Origin of the sequence: Marinobacter sp. MIT932201, from assembly GCF_047123295.1 — a bacterium.
GTDB classification, from domain to species: domain Bacteria; phylum Pseudomonadota; class Gammaproteobacteria; order Pseudomonadales; family Oleiphilaceae; genus Marinobacter; species Marinobacter salsuginis.
This window is the reverse complement of the sequence record NZ_CP138917.1, coordinates 2,591,032-2,612,137: the sequence shown is the minus strand read 5'-3', so window position 1 is coordinate 2,612,137 and position 21,106 is coordinate 2,591,032. Positions and strand designations below refer to the sequence as shown.

At 57.7% G+C, this 21,106-nt stretch carries 17 protein-coding genes; 11 read left to right on the top strand and 6 right to left on the bottom strand.

Going from position 1 to position 21,106, the window contains the following annotated elements:
• Nucleotides 1-7: 7 nt before the first annotated feature.
• Together SIC15_RS11950 and SIC15_RS11945 are read right to left on the bottom strand one after the other, a co-directional pair.
• Nucleotides 8-1,810, bottom strand: a complete 1,803-nt coding sequence (locus SIC15_RS11950; protein WP_412535996.1) for a PHA/PHB synthase family protein — start codon at nt 1,808-1,810, stop codon at nt 8-10.
• Between the two features lie 9 nt (nt 1,811-1,819).
• A complete protein-coding gene (locus SIC15_RS11945) occupies nt 1,820-2,152 on the bottom strand; it encodes a phasin family protein (protein ID WP_069183341.1) in 333 nt (110 codons plus the stop codon).
• Nucleotides 2,153-2,295: 143 nt separating this feature from the next.
• Here SIC15_RS11945 and SIC15_RS11940 point away from each other — a divergent pair, with 143 nt between their 5' ends.
• From SIC15_RS11940 to SIC15_RS11910, 7 genes are all read left to right on the top strand, one after another.
• A complete protein-coding gene (locus SIC15_RS11940; protein ID WP_069183342.1) occupies nt 2,296-2,616 on the top strand; it encodes a TraR/DksA family transcriptional regulator in 321 nt (106 codons plus the stop codon).
• A 38-nt stretch (nt 2,617-2,654) separates the two neighbouring features.
• Nucleotides 2,655-3,356, top strand: coding sequence for an ABC transporter ATP-binding protein (locus SIC15_RS11935; RefSeq protein ID WP_349344113.1), 702 nt, complete (start codon nt 2,655-2,657; stop codon nt 3,354-3,356).
• 21 nt (nt 3,357-3,377) lie between these two features.
• Nucleotides 3,378-5,747 (top strand): ABC transporter permease, encoded by a 2,370-nt coding sequence (locus SIC15_RS11930; protein WP_412535995.1) that lies wholly within the window; start codon nt 3,378-3,380, stop codon nt 5,745-5,747.
• Between the two features lie 32 nt (nt 5,748-5,779).
• Complete coding sequence (locus tag SIC15_RS11925; RefSeq protein WP_412537615.1) at nt 5,780-6,985, top strand: efflux RND transporter periplasmic adaptor subunit; 1,206 nt, start codon at nt 5,780-5,782, stop codon at nt 6,983-6,985.
• Between the two features lie 98 nt (nt 6,986-7,083).
• Complete coding sequence (locus SIC15_RS11920) at nt 7,084-8,832, top strand: N-acyl-D-amino-acid deacylase family protein (protein WP_412535994.1); 1,749 nt, start codon at nt 7,084-7,086, stop codon at nt 8,830-8,832.
• A gap of 20 nt (nt 8,833-8,852) precedes the next feature.
• Nucleotides 8,853-9,458 carry a DUF2238 domain-containing protein gene (locus tag SIC15_RS11915; protein ID WP_069183346.1) on the top strand — a complete coding sequence of 202 codons (606 nt, stop codon included), beginning with the start codon at nt 8,853-8,855 and terminating at the stop codon, nt 9,456-9,458.
• A gap of 51 nt (nt 9,459-9,509) precedes the next feature.
• Nucleotides 9,510-10,976 (top strand): SLC13 family permease, encoded by a 1,467-nt coding sequence (locus SIC15_RS11910; protein ID WP_412535993.1) that lies wholly within the window; start codon nt 9,510-9,512, stop codon nt 10,974-10,976.
• An 11-nt stretch (nt 10,977-10,987) separates the two neighbouring features.
• On the opposite strand, the gene malT is transcribed toward SIC15_RS11910, so the two are convergent.
• Nucleotides 10,988-13,744, bottom strand: a complete 2,757-nt coding sequence (malT, locus tag SIC15_RS11905) for an HTH-type transcriptional regulator MalT (protein WP_412535992.1) — start codon at nt 13,742-13,744, stop codon at nt 10,988-10,990.
• Nucleotides 13,745-13,994: 250 nt separating this feature from the next.
• Here malT and SIC15_RS11900 point away from each other — a divergent pair, with 250 nt between their 5' ends.
• The 4 genes from SIC15_RS11900 to SIC15_RS11885 all read left to right on the top strand — a co-directional run bounded on the left by SIC15_RS11900 (nt 13,995) and on the right by SIC15_RS11885 (nt 18,616).
• A complete protein-coding gene (locus tag SIC15_RS11900) occupies nt 13,995-14,795 on the top strand; it encodes a C39 family peptidase (RefSeq protein WP_053112284.1) in 801 nt (266 codons plus the stop codon).
• 54 nt (nt 14,796-14,849) lie between these two features.
• Complete coding sequence (locus SIC15_RS11895) at nt 14,850-15,860, top strand: flagellar protein FilC (RefSeq protein ID WP_069183349.1); 1,011 nt, start codon at nt 14,850-14,852, stop codon at nt 15,858-15,860.
• A 38-nt stretch (nt 15,861-15,898) separates the two neighbouring features.
• Nucleotides 15,899-17,524 (top strand): OmpP1/FadL family transporter, encoded by a 1,626-nt coding sequence (locus tag SIC15_RS11890; protein WP_069183690.1) that lies wholly within the window; start codon nt 15,899-15,901, stop codon nt 17,522-17,524.
• Between the two features lie 63 nt (nt 17,525-17,587).
• On the top strand, nt 17,588-18,616 hold the full coding sequence (locus SIC15_RS11885) for a MalM family protein (protein ID WP_153633545.1): 1,029 nt from the start codon (nt 17,588-17,590) through the stop codon (nt 18,614-18,616).
• Nucleotides 18,617-18,620: 4 nt separating this feature from the next.
• On the opposite strand, the gene SIC15_RS11880 is transcribed toward SIC15_RS11885, so the two are convergent.
• Genes SIC15_RS11880 through SIC15_RS11870 form a run of 3 tightly spaced genes read right to left on the bottom strand, consistent with a single transcriptional unit; the run spans nt 18,621 to nt 21,037 of the window.
• A complete protein-coding gene (locus tag SIC15_RS11880) occupies nt 18,621-19,652 on the bottom strand; it encodes a polysaccharide deacetylase family protein (protein ID WP_291907192.1) in 1,032 nt (343 codons plus the stop codon).
• A 46-nt stretch (nt 19,653-19,698) separates the two neighbouring features.
• Nucleotides 19,699-20,364 carry a DNA-J related domain-containing protein gene (locus SIC15_RS11875; RefSeq protein ID WP_412537614.1) on the bottom strand — a complete coding sequence of 222 codons (666 nt, stop codon included), beginning with the start codon at nt 20,362-20,364 and terminating at the stop codon, nt 19,699-19,701.
• A 28-nt stretch (nt 20,365-20,392) separates the two neighbouring features.
• On the bottom strand, nt 20,393-21,037 hold the full coding sequence (locus SIC15_RS11870) for a TetR/AcrR family transcriptional regulator (RefSeq protein WP_412535991.1): 645 nt from the start codon (nt 21,035-21,037) through the stop codon (nt 20,393-20,395).
• Nucleotides 21,038-21,106 lie beyond the last annotated feature (69 nt).

The following is a 21,106-nucleotide window of genomic DNA, read 5'->3' as shown; positions in this document are numbered from 1 at the left end:
GTTTGGGTTACTGTTTAGCAGCATCGGCTGCCTTGACCTTCACATAGCTACCCGGAGCATTTTCGATGGCGGGCAATTTGCCTTCTCCAGGTACTCGGGCCGGTACGTCTCCATCGGAAAAGCGCCCGATCCACTCAAGCCAGTGGGGCCACCAGGAGCCCGGATGGTGTTCGGATTGCTCGAACCAGGCGTCTGCGTCTGGCACCAGTCTGTCGTTGGTCCAGTAGCCGTACTTTTCCTTGTAGGGCGGGTTAATCACGCCAGCGATATGGCCTGAGCCGGAGAGCACAAAGCGGACATCGCCGCCGTGGGCCAGGGCTCCCTTATAAGTTGTTTTCCATTTGGCGATGTGGTCCTGCCGGGCAGACAGGAAGAACGAGGGCACCTCGATCTCGGACAGGTTGATGGATTCCCCGAGCAGGTTCAGGGAATCAGGTTGCACCAATCGGTTATTCAGGTACATCTGGCGCAGATAGTAACTGTGCATGCGTGCGGGCAGATTGGTGCCATCGGTATTCCAGTACAGCAGGTCAAACGCCGCAGGCTTCTCGCCTTTGAGGTAGTTATTGGTCCAGAACGACCAGAACAACTCGTTTTCCCGCAGCAGATTGAATGTGAACGCCATGGCACGGCCGTCGAGGTAGCCCTTGCGTTCAAGCATTCTCTCAATGCCCCGGATCGAGTGATCGTTGATAAACACCCCGATTCCACCCGGGTCCGAGAAGTCCAGCAGGGTGGTCAGATAGGTGGCGCTGGCTACCGGATTGCGGCCTTTTTTCTTCAGCCAGGCCAGTGTTGAGCCCAGCAGGGTGCCACCGATACAGTAGCCGATCACGTTCATCCGTTCTTCGCTGGTGGCTTCGGTTACAGCCTCCATGGCAGCCAGCGGCCCGAGCTCCATATAGTCTTCCCAGCCTTTGTCCCGAAGGGAAGGGCCAGGATTGCGCCACGAGATAATGAAAACAGTCTGCCCCTGGTTCACTAACCACTGGATAAAGGAGTTCCTGGCCGTCAGGTCCAGGATGTAATACTTGTTGATCCAGGGCGGCACAATCAGCAGGGGGCGTTTGCTGACGGTTTTGGTTGTTGGCGAGTACTGGATCAGCTGCATCAGTTCGTTCTGAAAGACCACCTTGCCCGGCGTGGTTGCCAGGTTGCGCCCAACCTCGAAGGCGGAGCGATCCGTCATGCCAACATTGAACAGGGATGGGTTCTGGCGCAGATCTTCGATGAGCTGACGCCCACCGTCGACGAGGTTCATCCCCTTGCGCTCCCAGGTAATCCGAAGCACTTCCGGATTGGTGGCCGGGAAATTGGACGGTGACAGCGCGCTGGTCAGTTGCCGGGCGTAAAACAGCATCTGATCCCGCCCGGCCTGGGGCAACCCTTCCATGCCGGCTACCCAGTTCAGGAACGTGCGGGAATTGATCAGGTACGCCTGGTGAAGCACATCAAACGGCAGATGCTTGTGCCAGTCGTCGGCCTGGAAGCGCCGGTCATCGGGTTCGGGTTCCACAACGGGCTTCTTGTCCTTACCCATCAGCCGGGCGAGGGTGTAAGACCCCAGCGCGGCATGTTTGCGGGCCAGATCCAGCTCCGCGCCGGCGAACCGGAGCGGATGGAGAAGAAGATCCTCGGCCATTGTCCGGTAAGCGTCGGACATTTCCGTGATCGTGGAGAGGGTTGCATCATCCAGGACGCCAGCGTCCCCCAGCAATTTCTCCAATTGCTGCTGTCCCTGGCGGACGTTCGTTTCAAAAACGTTGACGAGCTGACCAACCGCTTTCCCGAGTGTATCCAGACCGAACATGGGTATCCCCTATTTGGCAGCTTTCGGGCTGGCCTTGGTGACTTCTTCCGGCGCTTTTTCGAACACCTTCTGAATCTGCTCCCGGCTTTCATTGAAGTAGTCCTGCCAGGCTTTCCAGTCTGCCGTGAACTGCTCGCTCAGGGATTTCAAAGTTTCCGCCTGATCGCCAGTAAGGCTTTTCAGGCCTTCCAGGTCACGGACTTCAGACACCTTTTTGGCCTGCTCCATGGTGACATCGGCATAGCGGCGGAAGGCGTTCATCTGCATTTCCGCGGCCTTTCCGAACTGCTCAACCAGGGTCTCGTTCAGTCGGGTCGCTTTTTCAAAAAGCTCAGTGTTCATGGTCACAACTCCTTTGCATGAAGAATCGATGGAGTTCCATTCTGCCTCAGCCGGCGTGACGCAATTTTGACAAGCATCAATCCCGGGTTCAGCTTATGCTTTACTGTAAGAGAATGTTTTCCCGGCAAGGCAGGAGGCACCACATGACTGACCGGAAATCCGAACTGGAAACCTTGAAGGCAGACCTGACGGCCCGACTTTCCCGCTATGAAGCCCATCAGCACCGGGAGGCTGGTGCGCTGGACAAGGATTTCGAGGAACAGGCTACCCAGACCCAGAATGACGAGGTGGTCGACTCGCTCGAAACGGAAACCCGTGCAGAGTTGGTGCAGATTGAACACGCACTTGCGCGTATCGAGAACGGTGTGGGCGACGAATGTGAATCCTGCGGCGAAGCCATCGACCCGCGCCGTTTGCAGGTGCTGCCGTATACCACGGTCTGTGTCGACTGTGCCGAAGACTGACTGACACAGTGGAACCACGGACGGCAGGCAGTTCAGAACTGCCAGTGTTTCATACACGAGGGCTGACCAAGACTTACGATCAGGGCGAGGTTCAGGTGCATGCGCTACGTGGCGTCGATCTGGATCTTTTTGGCGGCGAGCTTGTCGTCATGCTTGGCGCCTCCGGTTCGGGTAAATCCACGCTTCTCAACATCCTGGGTGGGCTGGACGTTCCCACCTCCGGGGAGGTCCACTACCGGGATATAGACCTCAGCAAGGCCGGCGATCGGGAACTGACCCGTTACCGTCGGGAACACGTCGGTTTTGTATTTCAGTTCTACAACCTGATTCCGAGCCTGACTGCCCGTGAAAACGTGGCGGCTGTTACCGAGATTGCATCCAACCCCATGGCGCCCGAAGAGGCTCTTGCCCTGGTGGGCCTGCAAGCGCGCATTGATCACTTTCCCGCTCAGTTGTCGGGTGGTGAGCAGCAGCGAGTTGCCATTGCCCGGGCTGTCGCCAAGCGTCCGGCTGTGCTGCTTTGTGACGAACCCACGGGAGCGCTCGATTCAGCCACTGGCGTGCTGGTCCTTGAGGCCCTGGCGAGGGCAAACCGGGAAACCGGTACCACGACGGTTATTATCACCCACAACGCTTCGATCGCGGCCATGGGCGACAGGGTCATAACCCTTTCCGATGGCAACATCAGCGGCGAACACCGCAATTCTGAGCGCCAGGATCCCCGGACCCTGTCATGGTGAAAAGACTGAGCAGGTAAGTTGATGGGCAGAAACGCGCTCAACATCAAACTGCGGCGCGAACTCTGGCAATTGCGTGGCCAGGTGGTGGCCATCGCTCTGGTGATCGCCGGTGGTGTAGCCGTGTGTGTCATGTCCGTTCTGAACTATTCCTCTCTTATGGAGACGCGCGCGCAGTACTACGAGCATCACCGGTTTGCCGAAGTGTTTGCAGCCGTCAAACGTGCCCCGCGTCATGTCCTGCAGGAGATTTCGAAGATCCCCGGGGTGGCCCGCGCCGAAGGCCGGGTTGAGGGCATCGCCAAGCTTGAGATGCCCGGATATACGGATCCCGTGTCGGCCCGCCTGGTGTCACTGCCACCGAACTCGCAACCCGATATCAACCGACTTTTCATCCGTGAGGGACGACTGCCGATGGCGGGACGCAACCAGGAGGTCGTGGCCATCGGAAGCTTTGCCGAAGCCCACGATCTGTCCCTCGGTGACCGGTTTACGGGCATCATCAATGGCAGGCGCCAGTCGCTGGTCCTGACCGGTATTGTCGAATCGCCGGAGTTTATTTATGTGATTCCTCCGGGGGGGATGCTGCCGGACTATGAGCGTTATGGCGTGCTGTGGATGAACAGGGAAGCGCTGGCTGCGGGGTTTGATATGGTCGGGGCTTTCAACAGCCTTGTGGTGACCCTGCGATCCAACATGTCGGATGCCACAGTGATTGATCATCTGGATCGGTCCCTGGCCAGGTACGGGGCGATAGGCGTCTATGGCAGGGAGCATCAGTTCTCGCACAGGTTCCTCAGTGACGAACTGGACCAGTTGAAGACCATGGCGACGGTGTTTCCTCTGATTTTCATGTCGGTCGCCATGTTTCTTCTGCATGTCGTCATCAGCCGTTTAATCAGTACCCAGCGGGATGTCATCGCGGTGCTCAAGGCCTTTGGATACGGCAACCGACAGATTGCCTGGCACTACAGCAAACTGGTGATACTGATTGCGGTGATTGGTCTGGCGGTGGGGCTCGCACTTGGATTTTGGCTAGGTCGGGGGCTGGCGGAGCTCTACATGGATTACTACCGGTTTCCGGGGCTGTTGTTCCGTATTCATCCGGGTTGGTTGGTGTTGCTTGGCCTGTTGACGATACTGGTGGCCTGGGCAGGGGCCTGGCGGGCAATTCGTCAAGCCGCGGCCTTGCCCCCGGCCGAGGCCATGAGACCAGAGGGGCCGGCAAGGTACCGGATTGCCGGTGCCGAGAAGCTGCTCTCCGGTATTCGTTTCTCTCAGCCGTCGAGAATGATTGTGCGTCAGCTGGATCGAAGTCCCGGTCGAACCCTGCTCTCAATGAGTGGCATTGCGATGGCAACCGCCATCGTGATGGTGGGCAATTTTCAGTTTGATTCCGTGTCCCTGATGGTTCACACCCAGTTTGCGCGGGTGCAGCAACAGGATCTGGCGGCGGCGTTCATAGATCCGGTCAACAGCTCCGCTATTTACACGCTTCAGCGACAGCCCGGTATTCTCTATGTCGAGGGAAAACGACTGGTGCCGGCGCGGCTCACGTTTGGTCACCGTCAGTGGCGCAGCGCCGTAACCGGCATCCCCTCGGATGCAAGACTCCAGTTCGTTGTGGACAGCAATCTGGCGCGGGTCCAGTTGCCAAAGGAAGGCTTGTTGCTGACGGATTTTCTCGCTGAAGAGCTGGGCGTTACTCCCGGGGACATTGTCCGACTGGAAGTGCTGGAGGGTGACCGACGGACAATCCAGGTCCCTGTTGCAGGCATTACGAGTGAATTTCTCGGTGTGGGTGCCTACATGAACCTGGATGCTCTCAACCGGGCTCTGGGCGACGGCCCCCTGATCAATCAGGCCATGATTAACCTTGATCCGGAAAGAGCCGGCGAGATCTATGACAGTCTGAGGGAAACGCCCGGTGTTCTGGGGCTCAGCATTCGCCAGGCCATGCTGGACAGCTTCTATGACACCCTGGCCAAGACCTTCCTGACGTTCACTTTCTTCAACAGCCTGATGGGCGGCATCATCGCATTCGGTGTTGTTTACAATACCATCAGGATATCCCTGGCCGAAAAGGGTAGAGAACTGGCCAGTCTCCGGGTGCTGGGGTACACCCATAACGAAGTTGCGCACATACTGCTCGGCGAGGTGGCGTTGCTGATCATGCTGGGTGTGCCGCTGGGTTGGTTGATCGGGCAGGGACTGGCATTGGCCATTGTTACGGCCATGCAGACAGAGCTCTACCGGGTACCTCTGACCATCACCAGCCAGACGCTGGCAATTTCAGCGCTGGTCGTGGTGGTGTCAGCGATGGCGTCCGGAGTGATTGCGTGGTGGCGCCTGAAAGCGCTGGATCTGGTTGCTGTGCTGAAAACCCGGGAATAAAAGCATCTGGAAGCAGGGGGTGAGTGAATATCATGACGGTAAAAGGGTTTTCTGGAAAATGGCTGTTCTGGGGCGTATTTGCGCTGCTCGCACTGGCGACACTGGTGTATACGATCCGTCCGGAGCCCGTGTGGGTCGATCTGGCGCCCGTGAGCCGTGGTCCCCTGGAAATCACCATCAAGGAAGAGGGCAGAACACGCGTCCGCGATCGTTACGTTGTGTCTTCCCCGGTGGCGGGCTACCTGCATCGGGTACCTCTGGAAGTGGGGGATACCGTTATACCAGGCGAGCTGCTTACCGAAGTGGATCCGATGCCGGCAAGTACCCTGGATGCCAGAAGCCGGGCTGAAGCGGAAGCAAAAGTGCAATCAGCTCGTTCCGCTCTGAATTCAACGCGCCAGAAAGTGGCGGCAGCCGAAGCGGAAGCCGATCTGGCAATCCGCGAGCTGTCGCGATTGCAGGCTCTCAGCGATGACCACTTCGTGTCCGATGAACGGTTACAGCAGGCCCGGGCGGCCGCAGACCGGGCCCAGGCAATCCTTCGGTCGGCCCGTTTTGATGAGGAGGTGATGGCCCATGAGCTGGCCGCAGCAAGGACTCGTCTGGAGGTATCGGCGGCCCGGGAGACTGGCAATGGCAACGTGGAGAGAGTGCCTGTCCGGTCGCCGGTCAATGGTTCTGTGCTGGGCGTTGCCCGCAAAAGTGAAGGCGTCATCCGAGCGGGTGAGCCCATCCTTGAGTTGGGTGATCCCGGCGCTCTGGAAGTGGTCGTGGACGTGCTCAGTTTCGATGCGGTCAAACTGAGCCCTGGGGTAAGTGTACGATTGACTGGGTGGGGCGGGGGCAGTCTTGATGCCAGAGTCCGGCGGGTTGAGCCGGTGGGCTTTGAAGACGTGTCGGCCCTGGGGGTCGAGGAAAGGCGGGTTCAGGTGGTCGCGGACATTACCAGTCCCCCCGAAGCCTGGCGGAGCCTCGGTGACGGTTATCGTGTGGACGCCGAATTTCTGCTTTGGCAGTCAGACAATGTCCTGCAGCTTCCGGAATCCGCGATCTTCATTAGTGACGGGCAGCATCAGGTGTTCCGCGTGGTCGATGACAGGGCGGTCCTGACCAACGTTTCGGTAGGACGTACCAATGGATTTCAAACGGTGATTCAGGAGGGGCTGGCAGACTCGGATAGAGTGGTACGCCACCCTGATCGCCAACTTGAAGACGGCAGCAGGATCAGGGTTCGTTAATGGCCCGTATTGCAGGGCCCGCCCACTAAAATGAGAGGACATATCACGTTCTCCTGGCTAGACTGACGACATAAAACAACAAAAAGGAGCCTGGCGAGGTGAACCAGTTCGATACTCTCATTGTCGGTGGTCGTTATTTCGATGGTACCGGCGGTCCCTCACGCATAGCCCACGTGGGCATCAAAGAAGGCCGGATTGCCCGGATATTTGATGAGCAGCCTGACACCGGTCTGGCCACTCGCACGATCGACGCCAGTGGTTGCTGGGTAACGCCGGGATTTCTCGATACCCATACGCACTACGACGCCGAGTTGCTGGTAGCGCCCTCCCTGTCTGAATCTGTGCGTCACGGTGTCACCACAGTGCTTATCGGCAGCTGTTCCCTGAGCATGGTTTGCTCCGATGCGGAAGACGCCTCGGATATTTTCACCCGGGTTGAAACCGTGCCCCGAGAGAAAGTGTTGCCTATCCTGAAACAGCACAAGTCCTGGCAGACACCCAAAGCGTGGGTGGAGTTCATGGACCAGCACCCACTGGGGCCCAATGTCATCAGCTTTCTCGGTCACAGTGATCTGCGGACGGCAGTCATGGGTCTGCATCGCGCCACCGACCGGGGCGTGACTCCGACAGCAGAAGAGCAGCGAAAAATGGAATCTCTGCTTGAGGAAGCGCTGCAGGAAGGCTTTCTTGGGCTTTCCACCATGTGCCTGAAATGGGACAAGGTGGATGGTGACCGGGAATGGTCCAAGAGTCTGCCAAGTACCTACGCCCGCTGGCGTGAGGTCAGCCGTCTGAATGCCCTTCTGCGTCGTTACGGGCGGGTGCACCAGGGCGCACCCAATGCGGCGAATCCTCTTCAGGTAACCCAGTATTTGAAAGAGACCCTGGGTTGGTTGAGAAAGCCCCTGAAAACCACCCTGATTGCCATGATCGATTTGAAAGGCAATCCCACGGTCAAACCCATGGCAAGCCTGGTGGGGTGGATGGCCAACAGCTTTGGCGGTAACTTTCGCTGGCAGCTGTTGCCCACGCCATTCACCGTTTATGCCGACGGTATGGATATCGTGTTGTTTGAGGAATTCGGTGCCGGTGAGATGGCCCTCGATATCCGCGATCAACTCGAGCGCAACGAGCTTTTGAAAGACGAGGGATACCGCCGGAAGTTCAGGAAATTCTACAAGGAAAAGCTTTCGCCCCGGGTGTGGCAGAGGGATTTCGGCGATGCTGTGATTCTCGATTGCCCGGATAAAAGCGTGGTTGGTCGTAACTTCGCCGAACTGGCGGCTGATCGCGGCATCCATGTGGTCGATTTCTTTCTCGATATGGTGGTTGCCCATGGCCGTTCGCTGCGCTGGTTCACCACGGTAGGTAACCACAGAAAGGATCGGCTCCGGAAAATGGTCGCTAATCCCGGTGCCCTGATCACCTTTTCCGATGCCGGCGCCCACATCCGGAATATGGCTTTTTACAATCTGCCGTTACGGTTTCTCAAGCTGGTTCGCGAAAGCCATGAAGACGGTGAGCCAGTTATGTCCCTGGAGCGTGCCGTACACAGGCTGACGGGCGAGCAGGCAGATTGGCTGGGGGTTGATGCGGGTCATATAAGGGAAGGAGACCGGGCTGATATAACGGTACTGGATCCCCGTGGCCTTGATCAGGATCTGGAACAGGTCGAATGGGCCGAAATGGAAAACTTCGGGCTGGAGCGAATGGTGAACCGGGTGCCTGGATGTGTCAGAGAGGTGTTGATCAACGGCCGAGCTGCAGTAACGGATGGTGAGGTGGAAGCTGCATTGGGCAGAGAACCCGGATACGGCCACTTCCTGCGCGCCGGGGCGTCTGGGTAGTTTCGGATAAAAGGAAACCTATGAACCATCGATTTGCGCCCGCAGTCTGGGTGGTTGTCTTTCTTTCAGTCTTTGTCTGGTCTGCCATCGGGCCGAAGGATCGGGCTACCTGGGTGCTTGAGGTTCTGCCTGCGGTCATCGGCTTCGCGCTCGTTGTCTGGTGTTTCTTCCGTTATCCACTGACGCCGCTGGTCTATTTCCTGATTCTGATCCATGCCGTCATCCTGATGGTTGGGGGGCACTATACCTATGCTGAAGTGCCTCTGTTCGACTGGTTTCGGGACTGGTTTGATTGGCAGCGCAATAATTACGACAAGCTCGGCCACCTGGCGCAGGGTTTTATACCGGCAATGGTCGCCAGGGAACTGGTCATTCGATTCGACGTATTCTCCGGCCCTCGCTGGGCTGCATTTTTCATCGTCTGTTTCTGTCTGGCATTGAGTGCCTTCTATGAGTTGATCGAATGGTGGGTGGCCTTGCTCAGCGACGAAGCCGCCGAGGCTTTTCTGGGCACCCAGGGGTATGTTTGGGATACCCAGTCGGATATGGCCTGGGCGTTGTCCGGCGCGATCCTGGCTCTTATCCTGCTTGGGCGGTTGCATGATCGCCAGCTTCGGAAGCTCTGACGTTTTTCTTGCCCGCAAATTTTGAGAGTCTGAATAACGGAACAAAATGGTATGTCCGAAGAGCTCAGCGCTGACAACCAACCCCGGGGCTTGCCCCGCAGCCAGGTGATCGGGCTGATCCTCGGCGCCGCGTTTCTCCTGGCAACCATCCTTCTTCCACCCCCCGAAACCATGGCGGCGGAAGCCTGGGCCGCCCTCGGCCTGATGCTGCTAATGGCGACCTGGTGGTCAACCGAGGCCATTCCGATTCCGGCCACAGCTTTGCTGCCAATCGTTCTGGTCCCGGCGCTCGGGCTTGGCACGGTTGGTGAAGCCACAGAGCCCTATGCCAATCCGATCATCTTCCTGTTCCTTGGGGGATTTACGCTGGGGCTTGCCATGCAGCGATGGAACCTGCATCGGCGGATCGCACTGCTGACGCTGAAGGCCGTGGGCAGCAAACCCCGCAGGCAGATTGCCGGATTCATGCTGGCAACGGCTTTTCTGAGCATGTGGGTCAGCAATACCGCAACGGCCATCATGATGCTGCCAATAGGCCTGTCGGTGGTGGCAATGATGGACAGCAATAACAATCCCGAGGGTATTCGGCGTTACGCCACAGCCCTCCTGCTTGCTATTGCCTATTCCGCCAGTATCGGGGGCATTGCCACGCTGATTGGCACACCGCCAAATGCCTTGCTGGCAGCCTACCTGAGCGAAAATCAGGGTATTTCCGTGGGCTTTGCCCAATGGATGCTGCTGGGGGTTCCGGTCACGGTCGTCATGCTGGCCCTTGCGTGGTGGTGGCTGACCCGGCGCGATTTCGGATTGGGTAGTACTGCAGGTGGTGCTGAAGTGATACGCGAGGAGCTCGATGCCCTGGGGCCACTGGGAAAAGGGGAAAAACTCGTGGCCCTGGTGTTCTTGATCACGGCCACCGCCTGGATCTTCAGACCGTTGTTGTCCGAGAACCTCATGCCCTGGCTGAGTGACACCGGCATCGCCATTGCCGCGGCCATTGCCATGTTCCTCATACCCGTCAATACCCGCTGCCGAGAATTCGTTCTCGACTGGGAGACCGCGAAGGGAATTCCCTGGGGCGTGCTGCTTCTGTTCGGTGGCGGGCTGGCCATGGCTGGCGTGATCAGCAGTTCAGGTCTTGCTGAATGGATCGCCCAGAGCCTGGGTGTAGCCGGCGCTCTGCCAACACTGGTTATGATTGTGCTGGTGGCGGGCATCATCATCTTTCTGACGGAAGTGACCAGCAATACGGCAACGGCAGCGGCGTTTCTGCCCTTGTTGGGGGCACTGGCCCTCAGTCAGGGAGTGTCACCATTGCTGTTGACAGTGCCTGCTGCGATCGCGGCCAGCTGCGCCTTCATGATGCCTGTGGCCACGCCACCCAATGCCATCGTGTTCTCCAGCGGCCATATGCAGATCAGCGATATGATCAGAGCCGGATTTGCCCTCAATCTGATGGGTATTGTGGTGGTGACACTGCTCAGTTATCTGCTTCTTGGTGTGGTTTTCTCCATGTAGGCCAGCCGAGCCTAGTCTCCCTGGATTTTGCTCAGGAGGTCTTTGGCCAGTTCAATGGCCTCTGAACGATGGCTGATGTTCTGCTTCTGATAAAGGCTGCGGATGTGTGTCTTCACCGTTGTCGAGGCCACTTTCAGGTGCTCCGCAATCTGGTCATTGGACAGTCCGGCATGTATCAGGCTGAGGATCTGCCACTCCCGGCGGGTGAGCGGCGATGTGCGGATCAGTTCCGGGACATCCGGCCGGTCGATGATGTCCTGGATAATCGCTTCATCCAGCGAAATCCGGATGGCGCGGCTGAAGTCCCGCTGTTGCTGGGCCAGTTGAATCAGACGCTCTGCCCGCTGGAGTTCCATACCTTCAATGGTTTCATCGTTGATCAGAGCCTTAAGCAGTACAATTAGCTCTTTACCCAACCGCAGGAAGCTGCCGACAGCACCGGTGGTACTTGCCAGTTCCAGCGCTGTTTTCATATGATCGAGGGCCTGTTCGCGTTCATCCAGTTGCCAGTAAAGGTAGGCGAGGGCTATGTGGTTGCGATTCAGGTCTGTTTTAAGGCCAAACTCCCGCGCTACCGTGGTTAGCTCTTCGAGGAGTGGTTGTGCCAGTTCGTATTGGCCGAGGCTGATTAACGCCCGGGCCTGGTTGCGGCCGTTGCACTGATTAAAATGGTTAGTGGCCTTCACCGGATCGCAGTGTGGGGCAACTGTGAGCCAACGCTGGATAGAGTCGTGATCCCGAACTGCATCCCAGTATGACAGCATGGTGGCCTGGGCATTGGCCACCCAATCCAGGTGGTAATCTTCCGCCGCCAGCATTTTCTGGATCTTGGCGATGTAATCCGCACACAGGCTCTGTCGGCCCCGTGCCTGGGCAACCTTGGCCAGGGAGGTGTAACTCTGGACATACCAGCGTTCTCCCTGGGCTTCAAGAATTTCGATGCCCTGAAGTGCACACCGCTCGGCGCTTTCCAGATGGTGCCACTCCCACATGATCTGGCTGCGAATGCGGAAGAGGAGTTCCAGGATCGGCAGGTGGTTCAGCTGGTTTTCTTCCGCGTATTGGAAAGCACGTTCCTGAATGTTGTAGGCCTTTTGCAGGAGACCCATGGCGACACTGATTTCGCTTTGCTGGCAGAGCGCCCAGATCACGTTCTGGTGGGCCTGATGGGCCCGGGCGAGATGCTCGGTATCCTGCATGCGGGCCAGGGCTTCCTCAAGTTCTCCGCGCACAAACAGCGCCTCACCAATGACCGAGGCGGCGGCTACTCTGGAAGTGGGCAGGAAGCGCGCTTCCTGTTCGATGGCTTCGCGGGCAAGCGTCAGGGCGCGTTCGCCGTCGCCATAATTCATCGCCACCTGGGCGCGAATGGCACTGAATTCGCCGTGAACGGCGCGCTGCGTGTCCTCGTTCAGGGATGCCCTCAGACGGGCTTCCGCTGCTGAGAGCCAGTTTTCGACTTCATCAAACTTGTACTGCCCCTGGGCAACCCACGCTCTAAGCAGAGTCAGCGTGGGATCCTCGGCGATGATTTCCTGTGGCAGCGTGTCCAGGCAGCGTTGAAGCAGGTGAAACTGACCTTCGGTAAAGAATTTGCGCCCGTGGATGGAGAGCACGCGGGTAATTCGCTCGGGATCTTCCGCAGCAATGGCGTGTTTGGCAGCCTCCTCCGCATGGTCCAGTTCAAGCCAGGCGTCGGCGGCCCGTTGATTGAGGTCTCTCTGGTTCTCGCGAGTGGTGCAGGTGAGCAGATGGCGCAGATAAACCGAGAATAGCGGATGGTACCGGAACCAGAGTGCTGAGTTATCCACGGGGGTTATGAACAGCCCCATGGACAGCAGGCTGCTGAGCAGTGCCTGTCCGTCCGCGTCGTCCATGACCCGCATTACCATTCCCGCGTTAAACCGGTCGAGGATGCTCGTGCGCATGAGAAACCGCCTTTGCTCTTCGCTCAGGTCGTTGCCCACCAGCTCATCGAAGTAATCGAAGATATTCTGGTTACCGTGTTCCAGCTGATCGACAAACTCGCTGAATTCGACACTGGTGGCGGATGAAGCGGCGAGCAATTGCAGGGCGGAGATCCAGCCTTCAACCCGGCGGACCGCCCGCTCAATGTCTTCACGCGCAATCTCAAAAGGCAGCCGGCTCTGGAGATACTGCTGGGCTTCGTCCGCTTCAAAACCGAGGGCCCGGCTGGTTATTTCAGTGAGACGCCCCTGCATACGGAGCTGGGCTACTCCCACCGGCGGCATCGTTCGGCTGATGAGAACCAGAGTCAGATACCCTGGCAGATGCCGCAGAAGAAAGCGTAGCGCTTCATGGATTTCGCCGTTGCTGATCAGGTGATAATCATCGAGCACCAGGTAGAGCGGCTCGTCATCCTGGGGCAGGGCGGCGAGTAGGTCAGTCAGGAAAGATTCGAGGCTGTCATAGCCTTCGGTCTGGAGTCTTTCCAAAACCGGTTGGCAGCTCCCCTCGGTGGCGCTGGCAAGGGCATTGGCCAGGTACCCGGCAAAACGGCCCGGGGCGTTGTCACTGGCTTCCAGGCGGAACCACGCTGAACGTGCCTCAAGGCTGGCCAGTCGCTCGGCAATGGTGGTGGTTTTGCCATACCCGGCCGGTGCATGAACCAGGAGCAGACTCACCGGCTCGAGGCCATGCAGAAGATCGTTGAACTTCTCTCTTGGAAGTAGTGCGGGTGGGGACACCGGGCTCTGGTTCTTGGCAGTGATAAAGGTGATCTGTCCCGGGTTCAGAGTTGTTGTCATCAGGATCTACATCAGGAATTTGAGTGTCAGGACTGGTGTTGATACCCCCTTTTGGCCCGTTGAGTCAACTCTCGAGGCTTCTTCGATCAGCGCCTTGAACCAGTTCTCAAATCCACCTCGCAAGGCCCCTCCTGCAGCGACAGATTTGAGGCACAGTTATCTTTCAGGGCGCAGGCTTTTCGGTATCTTACCGTAACAACATGTAACCCGATTTATAACGTGGCCAATAAAAACAGGGACTTCGTCTGACATGCTGCTGGTGCTCGCCGGATCCATTCTTACATTCACCATGGTGCAGGAAGCCACCGTGGTGGAGCCTTTCGAGAAGGGCCAGATCGTTATCGAGCAGGATGTGGATTCCAGTCCGGTTGAGCTGAGGTCCGACGTCAGGGTCGAGCCGCTGGTTGAGCAGAAATTCCGGAACATCGTGCGTCAGGCCTATGACTACAGCTGCGGTAGTGCCGCGCTGACCACCGTACTGAATTTCTACCTCGGCCGGACTTTGTCAGAACGACAGGTCATGGAGGGGTTGCTGCATTACGGCGAAAGCGAGCGCATTGTTGAGCGACGCGCGTTTTCCATGCTCGACATGAAGCGACTGGTTACCGCACTCGGCTATCCATCAGGTGGCTTCCGGGCCACCATTGATGACCTCAAGGACCTTGATCACCCGGCAATCGTGCCTATCCATCACGCGGGCTTCAAACATTTCGTTGTGTTACGAACGATCCGCGACGGGCGCGCCTACCTGGCCGATCCTTCAGTAGGCAACATCTCTTTCACCCTCGCCCAGTTCGAGGAGAAGTGGGATGACAACGTGCTCTTCATTGTCTTTCCGGGCAGTGACAAGCCGCTGGACAACCTCGAGCTGAAGGAGGAAGACCTTCGTTTTGTGGATGACCAGACAATGACACTTCTGGCGCTGGAACGGATACCGGCGTTTCACGAGTCCACCCAGAGGCGGATCCAGAATCTGCTGGAACGCCAGAAAAACAATCCCGACGGCAGTGTAGAGAACACCCGAAAGCAGTTGCACTACCGTCGAAACTAATTCACCGGGCAATCCCCCGGTCAGGAACACTACAAATAAAATAAGGGAGTCAGGATGAATCGTTGGTTTGTGCGAGGTTTTATCCTTGTTTCCACGGCAGGTCTGCTTCCGGGCATGGCCCTGGCGCAGGAAGGAAGTGTGGATCAGGCGCGGGAAGCGCTGGCCAAGCAGGAGGGAGACGAGGACGCTTCACAACAGCTTGAGGAGGTGTTCCAGGCTGCAGAGAAGAACTACTCGTTGCAGAAGAAGGGCTCCCATTCCCTGAACTATTCATTCGACTATTCCTATACCGCGGACCAGCGGCTGGATCTGGCCATCACCAATGGATCAGTCAGAAATCTGGACGTGGTGCCATCGGCAACCCACAGCTTTACGAATTCCTTTTCCTACGATTACGGCCTGTTGGACAACCTCACGGTGGGTACCCGGATTCCGTTGGTGGTCAAATATGATACCCAGGACGAGTTAAACGTTTACGATTTTGGCGATATCTCCTTTACCGGGCGCTGGCAACCGTTTGCCTACGTCCCGGGCAAGATGTCGACAACCCTGTTCGGAACCCTGTCCACCAAGACCGGTGTCAGCCCCTATGAGATCGATATCAACGAGCAGCTGTCTACTGGCAGCGGATACTACTCCATCGGGGGAGGGGCCAGTCTTTCGAAGGTTCTCGATCCGGTGGTGGTTTTCGGTTCTGTCAGTGCCACCTATAACCTGCCGGCAGAAAACCTGCAGCAGGTGCGAGGCGCACGCCTGCTGGAAGAAGTAGATCCCGGTTTCGGACTGTCCGGCTCGGCTGGTTTCGCCTATTCCCTGTCTTACGACATTTCATTGAGCATTTCGGCCCAGCTCAGTTACAGCGATGAAACCATTCTCACCTTCTCCAATGGCGACCAGGCTGTTGCACAGGACCAGATGACCGGATTCCTGAGCATGTCACTGGGTACCCGTGTCAGCGATACAACGATTGTGAATACCAGCCTGGGTATTGGCCTTACCGAGGACGCACCGGACTTCTCCCTGGGGGTCTCCCTGCCCATTAACTTCTCCGGACTCAAAGAGTGATTGGTGTCGTTGACGATCTACGGGAAGGGAAGGATTTCATGGGACAGAAAAGCCACAACCGTCAGATTCTCGCGGCCCTGATCGCCACGACCATCTCCTGTGGCGCGCAGGCCCAGCTGGCGCAGAACCTGACCATTCATCCCAAGGCGTTGGCGCTCGGCAACGCCGTGACCGCCGATCCTCCGGGGATCATGGCGATTCACTACAATCCTGCGGGCCTGACAAAACTGGACGGGCGTCAGCTGGAAGTGAACCTGATGAGCGTCTATCTGGACATTGACGCGGATTTCACAGCGCCAGAGGGCTATGAGATTTTCGGCATCGACGGGCTTGAGATTGACCCGCAAACGGGGAAGCAACGGGATCCGGTTGCCAATACCCACAGCCATACCAACAACGTGGCGCTGTATTTGCCCGGTTACGGAATTCTGCGTGCGCCTCCGGGACCGGCCCTGGCACCCTCAGCGGGGATCAGCATCAACCCGCCAGGCTCCAAGCTGACGTTCGGTAATGCCTTCTACCTGCCGCTGGCGGCCGGTTTCTACCGCGACAAGGACGACCCCGGTCGCTATCAGCCCCAGGCCACGGCGCTGCAGCGCACCACCTACCTGTCACCAACGGTGGGTTACGAGATCAATGACGATTGGTCGGTGGGAGCCGGAATACACCTGTCCCATATGGGGATCGCGGCGGATCAGTACATGCGCGCGCCGAACCTGTTGCTCGGGGTGGCTGAAGTCCTGCAGGACGCCTTCAACTGTGAGAGTGGTGATGAGCCGCTCCAGCCCTGGCTGGCGCTTTGTGGTGGTAATGTTGGCCCCTGGGACGACATTGGCGCACTGAACATCAATGTTCAGGAAACCCTGTCCCCGACCTATGCTCTGGGTGTCATGTGGGAGCCGACGGACTGGTTCAGCTGGGGTGCGAGCTACACCTCGGAAGCCGAAATGAATATGAAGGGCACCTTCGAGATCCAGTACACCGACGACTGGTCCGGCTTCTGGCAAAGCGTGAACGGATCAGTCCTCGGAGCCATCACCTCGGCGATCCTGAGCCTGCCGTCCGGCGCGCCCAAGGAATCCGGGAACGTCAGTATGGATCTGGTGTATCCCCAGCATTTCCAGACCGGCATCAGTGTTGACGTGCATCCGAAACTGACCCTCAATGCCGACATTGGCTGGACCGATTACAAACAGTGGGATGCTTTCGTTTTCCGGTTTGACCGTAATCTGGAGTTTCTCAATGCGGCCCGGATTTTGTCCCCAGACAATGCCACGCCCAATACCCTGAGGTTGCCGCTCGGTTTCAAGAGCCAGTGGAACTGGGCGTTCGGCATGGAGTTTCACGCGTCTTCCCGTCTGGACCTGCGAGCCGGGGTAGAGATACGGGATTCCGTTATCCCGGACGATCAGCGACAGGTAATGGCTCCCTTCGGTGGGGCAAACCTGTACAGCATCGGTATGGGCTACCAGTGGGACAAAGACACAGAAATTGACATGAATCTCAGCTATCTTCACTCGGTAGAGTCGATTCCCGCCGACACCAGCTGTAACGTAAACTGCGACAACATCACCAATATTATCTACAACCCGTATGCGGGTCTCGATATCAAGACGTCGCTCAGGGTTGTCATGGCAGGCCTCAGTTTCCGGACCAAGTTCTGAGTGATGCCACTAACCGAAGGGTAGTCATTCGCAGTGATTAACGGCTCTGTAGGTAAATCAGCCTTGTTTCTCTTTCTGGCAGCGCTTCTCGGAGGCTGCCAGATAGGTGGCTCCACGGTTTCGGAGCGGGAAGGCTATTTTACCTGGGTCGACGAACAGGGCAGGGTGCGATACTCCCCCATTGCCAGAGCAGGGAGTAGGGACTCTGATTCAGACGCTAGTGAGCAGCTCGATCCGGAGGTAAAGGCAGAGCCAGAGCGGTCCGGAAATCCGGCCAGCTCAGAGTCAGGGCTGGAGGAGGAAACCGAGTACACCCTTGAAAACTACCCTGATGCTACCGAGCTTGAGAAGGACGGCTACGTTCGACCCGGGGAGAGGCAGCCTTATTTCACCTGGCGCGATGCTGAAGGCAATGTCCGGGTTAGCTATTACCAGCCCGATACCCGTTCTGACGTTGAAAAAGGGCTGGTTGAGCCGCCGGTCCAGATTACCGAAGCCAGCGTGTACCATGCCGGGCCGGATCAGGCAGACCAGACGCCGGTGGAGGGTTATGACCCCGACGCCTTTGCCATACTCGGCATTGAGGCTCCAACCGATAACTTCTTTGCCCGATTTTCAGCCACCTGCTGCGAGTCACTGGATGTTCAAAGTCGGCAAGGGTGGCAATCAGGAAGGGAGTTCGGCGTTACCCTTAGTGAGGATTCAGCAACCCATCCGTTTCTCACCGGAACCAGTCCCTACCAACTGATTGCACTTCCCGACCCCGACGAGCAGGCAAGTCTGGTCATCCGCCTGCGCTCCTACGCCAGGGACGGCGTGTTTGTGCCCTCCCTGGTATTTCTGGATGAGACGATGGCGCCGTTAAGGCTGGTGACAGACCTGGTCATGGATTTTACCCCGGAGAACTGGCACCGACGCGGCTACCTGGAGGCCTGGGTACCTGCATTCCCCCGCCAGGGAGAGCGTTGGCTGGTCGTTTTTACCAGGGAGGAAGATTTGAAGGGCCAGACTGTTACCGAAACCAGTACCGGCCCCCGGAAAATCCCCCATGTCAGTCATGGTGAGATTGGCCTGATGCAGTTGGAGGAGTGAGGCGTCAGTCCTCCGGCTTACTCAGATCCAGCCACTGCTGGGACAGCCAGTAGTAGCTGCCATCACCGACAGGGTGCGTGCAGTTATAGCGGAACCGCCGGCTGTTAAAGGCCTCAGGGGCTTTCACTTCCACATTGCCGTCGATGACATCAAAGTCGATTCGTCCCTGACCGGACGCAAAGCATGTCAGTCGGTTGGCATCAATGGGGTCCACGAGCGGGAAAACCAATGTGGGCGGATTCTCGGAGATCACGCCATCTGGCAGCTCTCCGGTATTAACAGGGAAGGCTTTACTGCGTAGCTTGTTCTCAAGGTTCCCTAACTGACCATAGGCGTTCGCCATCGGAAAGCGAGGCAGCCGGGTTTTCTCTGTTTGTTGTCCGATGGCTCCGGATTGCTGGCCAAAACCATACCAGCCTCGCTCGGCAATTTTGCGTTCCAGTGCCTGGTCAAACTCTCCGTACGGGTAAGCGAACATTGGTGCAGGCGAATCCAGCTCCTCTTCAAGGGATTCCTGGGCCGAATCGAGGCTGTTAGTAACCCGGGCCTGCCAGTCGCTTTCGCTCTCGTTTGGCTTTCGGGCAAGGTGTCCATGGTCTGCGCTGTGGTTGGCAATGGTAACGCCCGGACGCTCGGCCAGTTCCCGAATCTGATCCCAGGTCATATAGCCGTTTCGGCCAACGGCTTCGGTGTTTACAAAAATGGTATAGGGGTAGGCCTTTTCGGCCAGAAGTGGCGCCGCGGTATGGTAGACGGAGTCATAGGCATCGTCGAAGGTAATCGCGATGCGATTACCTTGCCCATCGGTACCGGCCAGTGTTGCTTCTGTGCCTTTGTGCAGATCCACAACCTCCAGCTCCAGATCCGAGATCATATCCAGCTGGCCCTCGAAAAGAGACACAGACGTACTGGTGGCGGGCGGCGTTGAATCACTGACATGATGGTACTGCAGGACAACGAGATCTGCGCGCGCTGCGGTGCCAGTCGCCATCAAAGTGACGATCATGGAAGATTTCAGGAATGCTTTAAGCTGCATATCGTCTCCTGTGTTTCTGTGTCCTGGCTCAGTTGGAGCGGACCGGTCAGATGCTATGCCGAAAATGGGCTTTCAGTACCGCAAAGGCCTGATTGAGATGCTGAATGGTTTCGGTCTTGCCGCCGCGGTCTGGATGGGCGTGCATCACGGCCCGGCGGAAACGCTTCTTGACCGTTGGAAAATCCCCGGGAACGGCCTGGAATCCAAGTACTTCCGCCGCCGCCTTCGCTTCGGCTTGCGCAGGCGCCTGGCCAGGCGAACCTGCCCAGAAATCATTCATCATCTGTTGGATTGCTTCCTCGGGCAGACGGTACTGGGACAGGTCCAGATAGAAATGGCGGAGTTCGTCGACACTGTCCGGAACACCCTCGCCACCGACCACCGTTTGCGCCTCGATGCGAATATTCAGAGGCGAAATTGTGAGGCTCTCGCCGGCCTCAGACAACTGGTCCCGCAGGCGGTAGAGCACATGGAACAGAAGGAAGTGAACCGGGTAGAGCTTTTCCGGTTCGCTGAACACAACCGCTCCAAGCAGTTCCCACGGCGGTTTCTGAAGGGCCTTGATCAGCGATAATTCGTTCATGCCTGCCGGTGCCGACCGGAGCTCGTGCTCAACGGCCACCAGAAGATGCTGAATCTGTTGTTCCAGGCAGTCGTCTTCATTTACTGCTCCGGGGTAAGCGGAGCGCGTTGGAGCATGGCGGTCTGTCATGGGACCCATGTTAGGGTACTCCCGGTCATCAGGGAAGTGCCGCCAACCTCGGGAGGCCGCCGATGAACAGGGCGCTCGAAAACCGCGTTGCCCTCAGCGCTTCGGCCTCTGCTGACTCCGGGTTCCTGTGCGCCCGTCGTGCGAGCGTCAGGCTGGTCTCGTAGGCGACCCCGAAAAAAGCGGCGCACAGGTACTCATGATCGATTCGGGGAAGCAGGCCTCGCTCCATAGCCTCTCGAACGTCGTCCTCCAGAGAGAGCATGGTCAGACCAAGAATGTCCGAACCGAAGAGCTCCCGAAGCGCGCGATCATTGCGGTGTGCCAGCTCATAGACCAGCGGATCCCTGGCAGTCGCGGTGAAAAGTGCCAGATAGGCGTAGTGGATAAAATCTTCGGTGTTATTGGCCGCGCGCCGGTGGCGGGTGAGATTGTCATTCAGATTGGTCAGGAAGTCGGTGAGCAGCGCGGCGAAAATGTCCTGCTTGCTGGAGAAATAATTGTAGAAAGTGCCGGCGGCAAGACCCGTGCGCTGGACGATGTCACGGATGGTTGAGTTTTCGTAGCCCCGCTCCCTGAAACATTCCCGGGCGGCATGCAGGATCGCTCCGCGGTTCCGAATCCGGTTCTGTTCCCGTTTGCCCGCGACCTCTTCGCTCGATTGCAACATATCCATGTCGGTATCCTGTCCCTGAATCCATGTGACGCGTATAATCGCACGTCCATTTGCCCTATGAACGTAGTG

Coding starts and splice junctions, on each gene's coding strand:
- SIC15_RS11900 (WP_053112284.1), top strand. CDS start 13,995: ATGCTGCTGGTGCTCGCCGGATCCATTCTTACATTCACCATGGTGCAG.
- SIC15_RS11950 (WP_412535996.1), bottom strand. CDS start 1,810: ATGTTCGGTCTGGATACACTCGGGAAAGCGGTTGGTCAGCTCGTCAAC.
- SIC15_RS11940 (WP_069183342.1), top strand. CDS start 2,296: ATGACTGACCGGAAATCCGAACTGGAAACCTTGAAGGCAGACCTGACG.
- SIC15_RS11910 (WP_412535993.1), top strand. CDS start 9,510: ATGTCCGAAGAGCTCAGCGCTGACAACCAACCCCGGGGCTTGCCCCGC.
- SIC15_RS11895 (WP_069183349.1), top strand. CDS start 14,850: ATGAATCGTTGGTTTGTGCGAGGTTTTATCCTTGTTTCCACGGCAGGT.
- SIC15_RS11890 (WP_069183690.1), top strand. CDS start 15,899: ATGGGACAGAAAAGCCACAACCGTCAGATTCTCGCGGCCCTGATCGCC.
- SIC15_RS11875 (WP_412537614.1), bottom strand. CDS start 20,364: ATGACAGACCGCCATGCTCCAACGCGCTCCGCTTACCCCGGAGCAGTA.
- malT (WP_412535992.1), bottom strand. CDS start 13,744: ATGACAACAACTCTGAACCCGGGACAGATCACCTTTATCACTGCCAAG.
- SIC15_RS11930 (WP_412535995.1), top strand. CDS start 3,378: ATGGGCAGAAACGCGCTCAACATCAAACTGCGGCGCGAACTCTGGCAA.
- SIC15_RS11925 (WP_412537615.1), top strand. CDS start 5,780: ATGACGGTAAAAGGGTTTTCTGGAAAATGGCTGTTCTGGGGCGTATTT.
- SIC15_RS11945 (WP_069183341.1), bottom strand. CDS start 2,152: ATGAACACTGAGCTTTTTGAAAAAGCGACCCGACTGAACGAGACCCTG.
- SIC15_RS11870 (WP_412535991.1), bottom strand. CDS start 21,037: ATGGATATGTTGCAATCGAGCGAAGAGGTCGCGGGCAAACGGGAACAG.
- SIC15_RS11915 (WP_069183346.1), top strand. CDS start 8,853: ATGAACCATCGATTTGCGCCCGCAGTCTGGGTGGTTGTCTTTCTTTCA.
- SIC15_RS11880 (WP_291907192.1), bottom strand. CDS start 19,652: ATGCAGCTTAAAGCATTCCTGAAATCTTCCATGATCGTCACTTTGATG.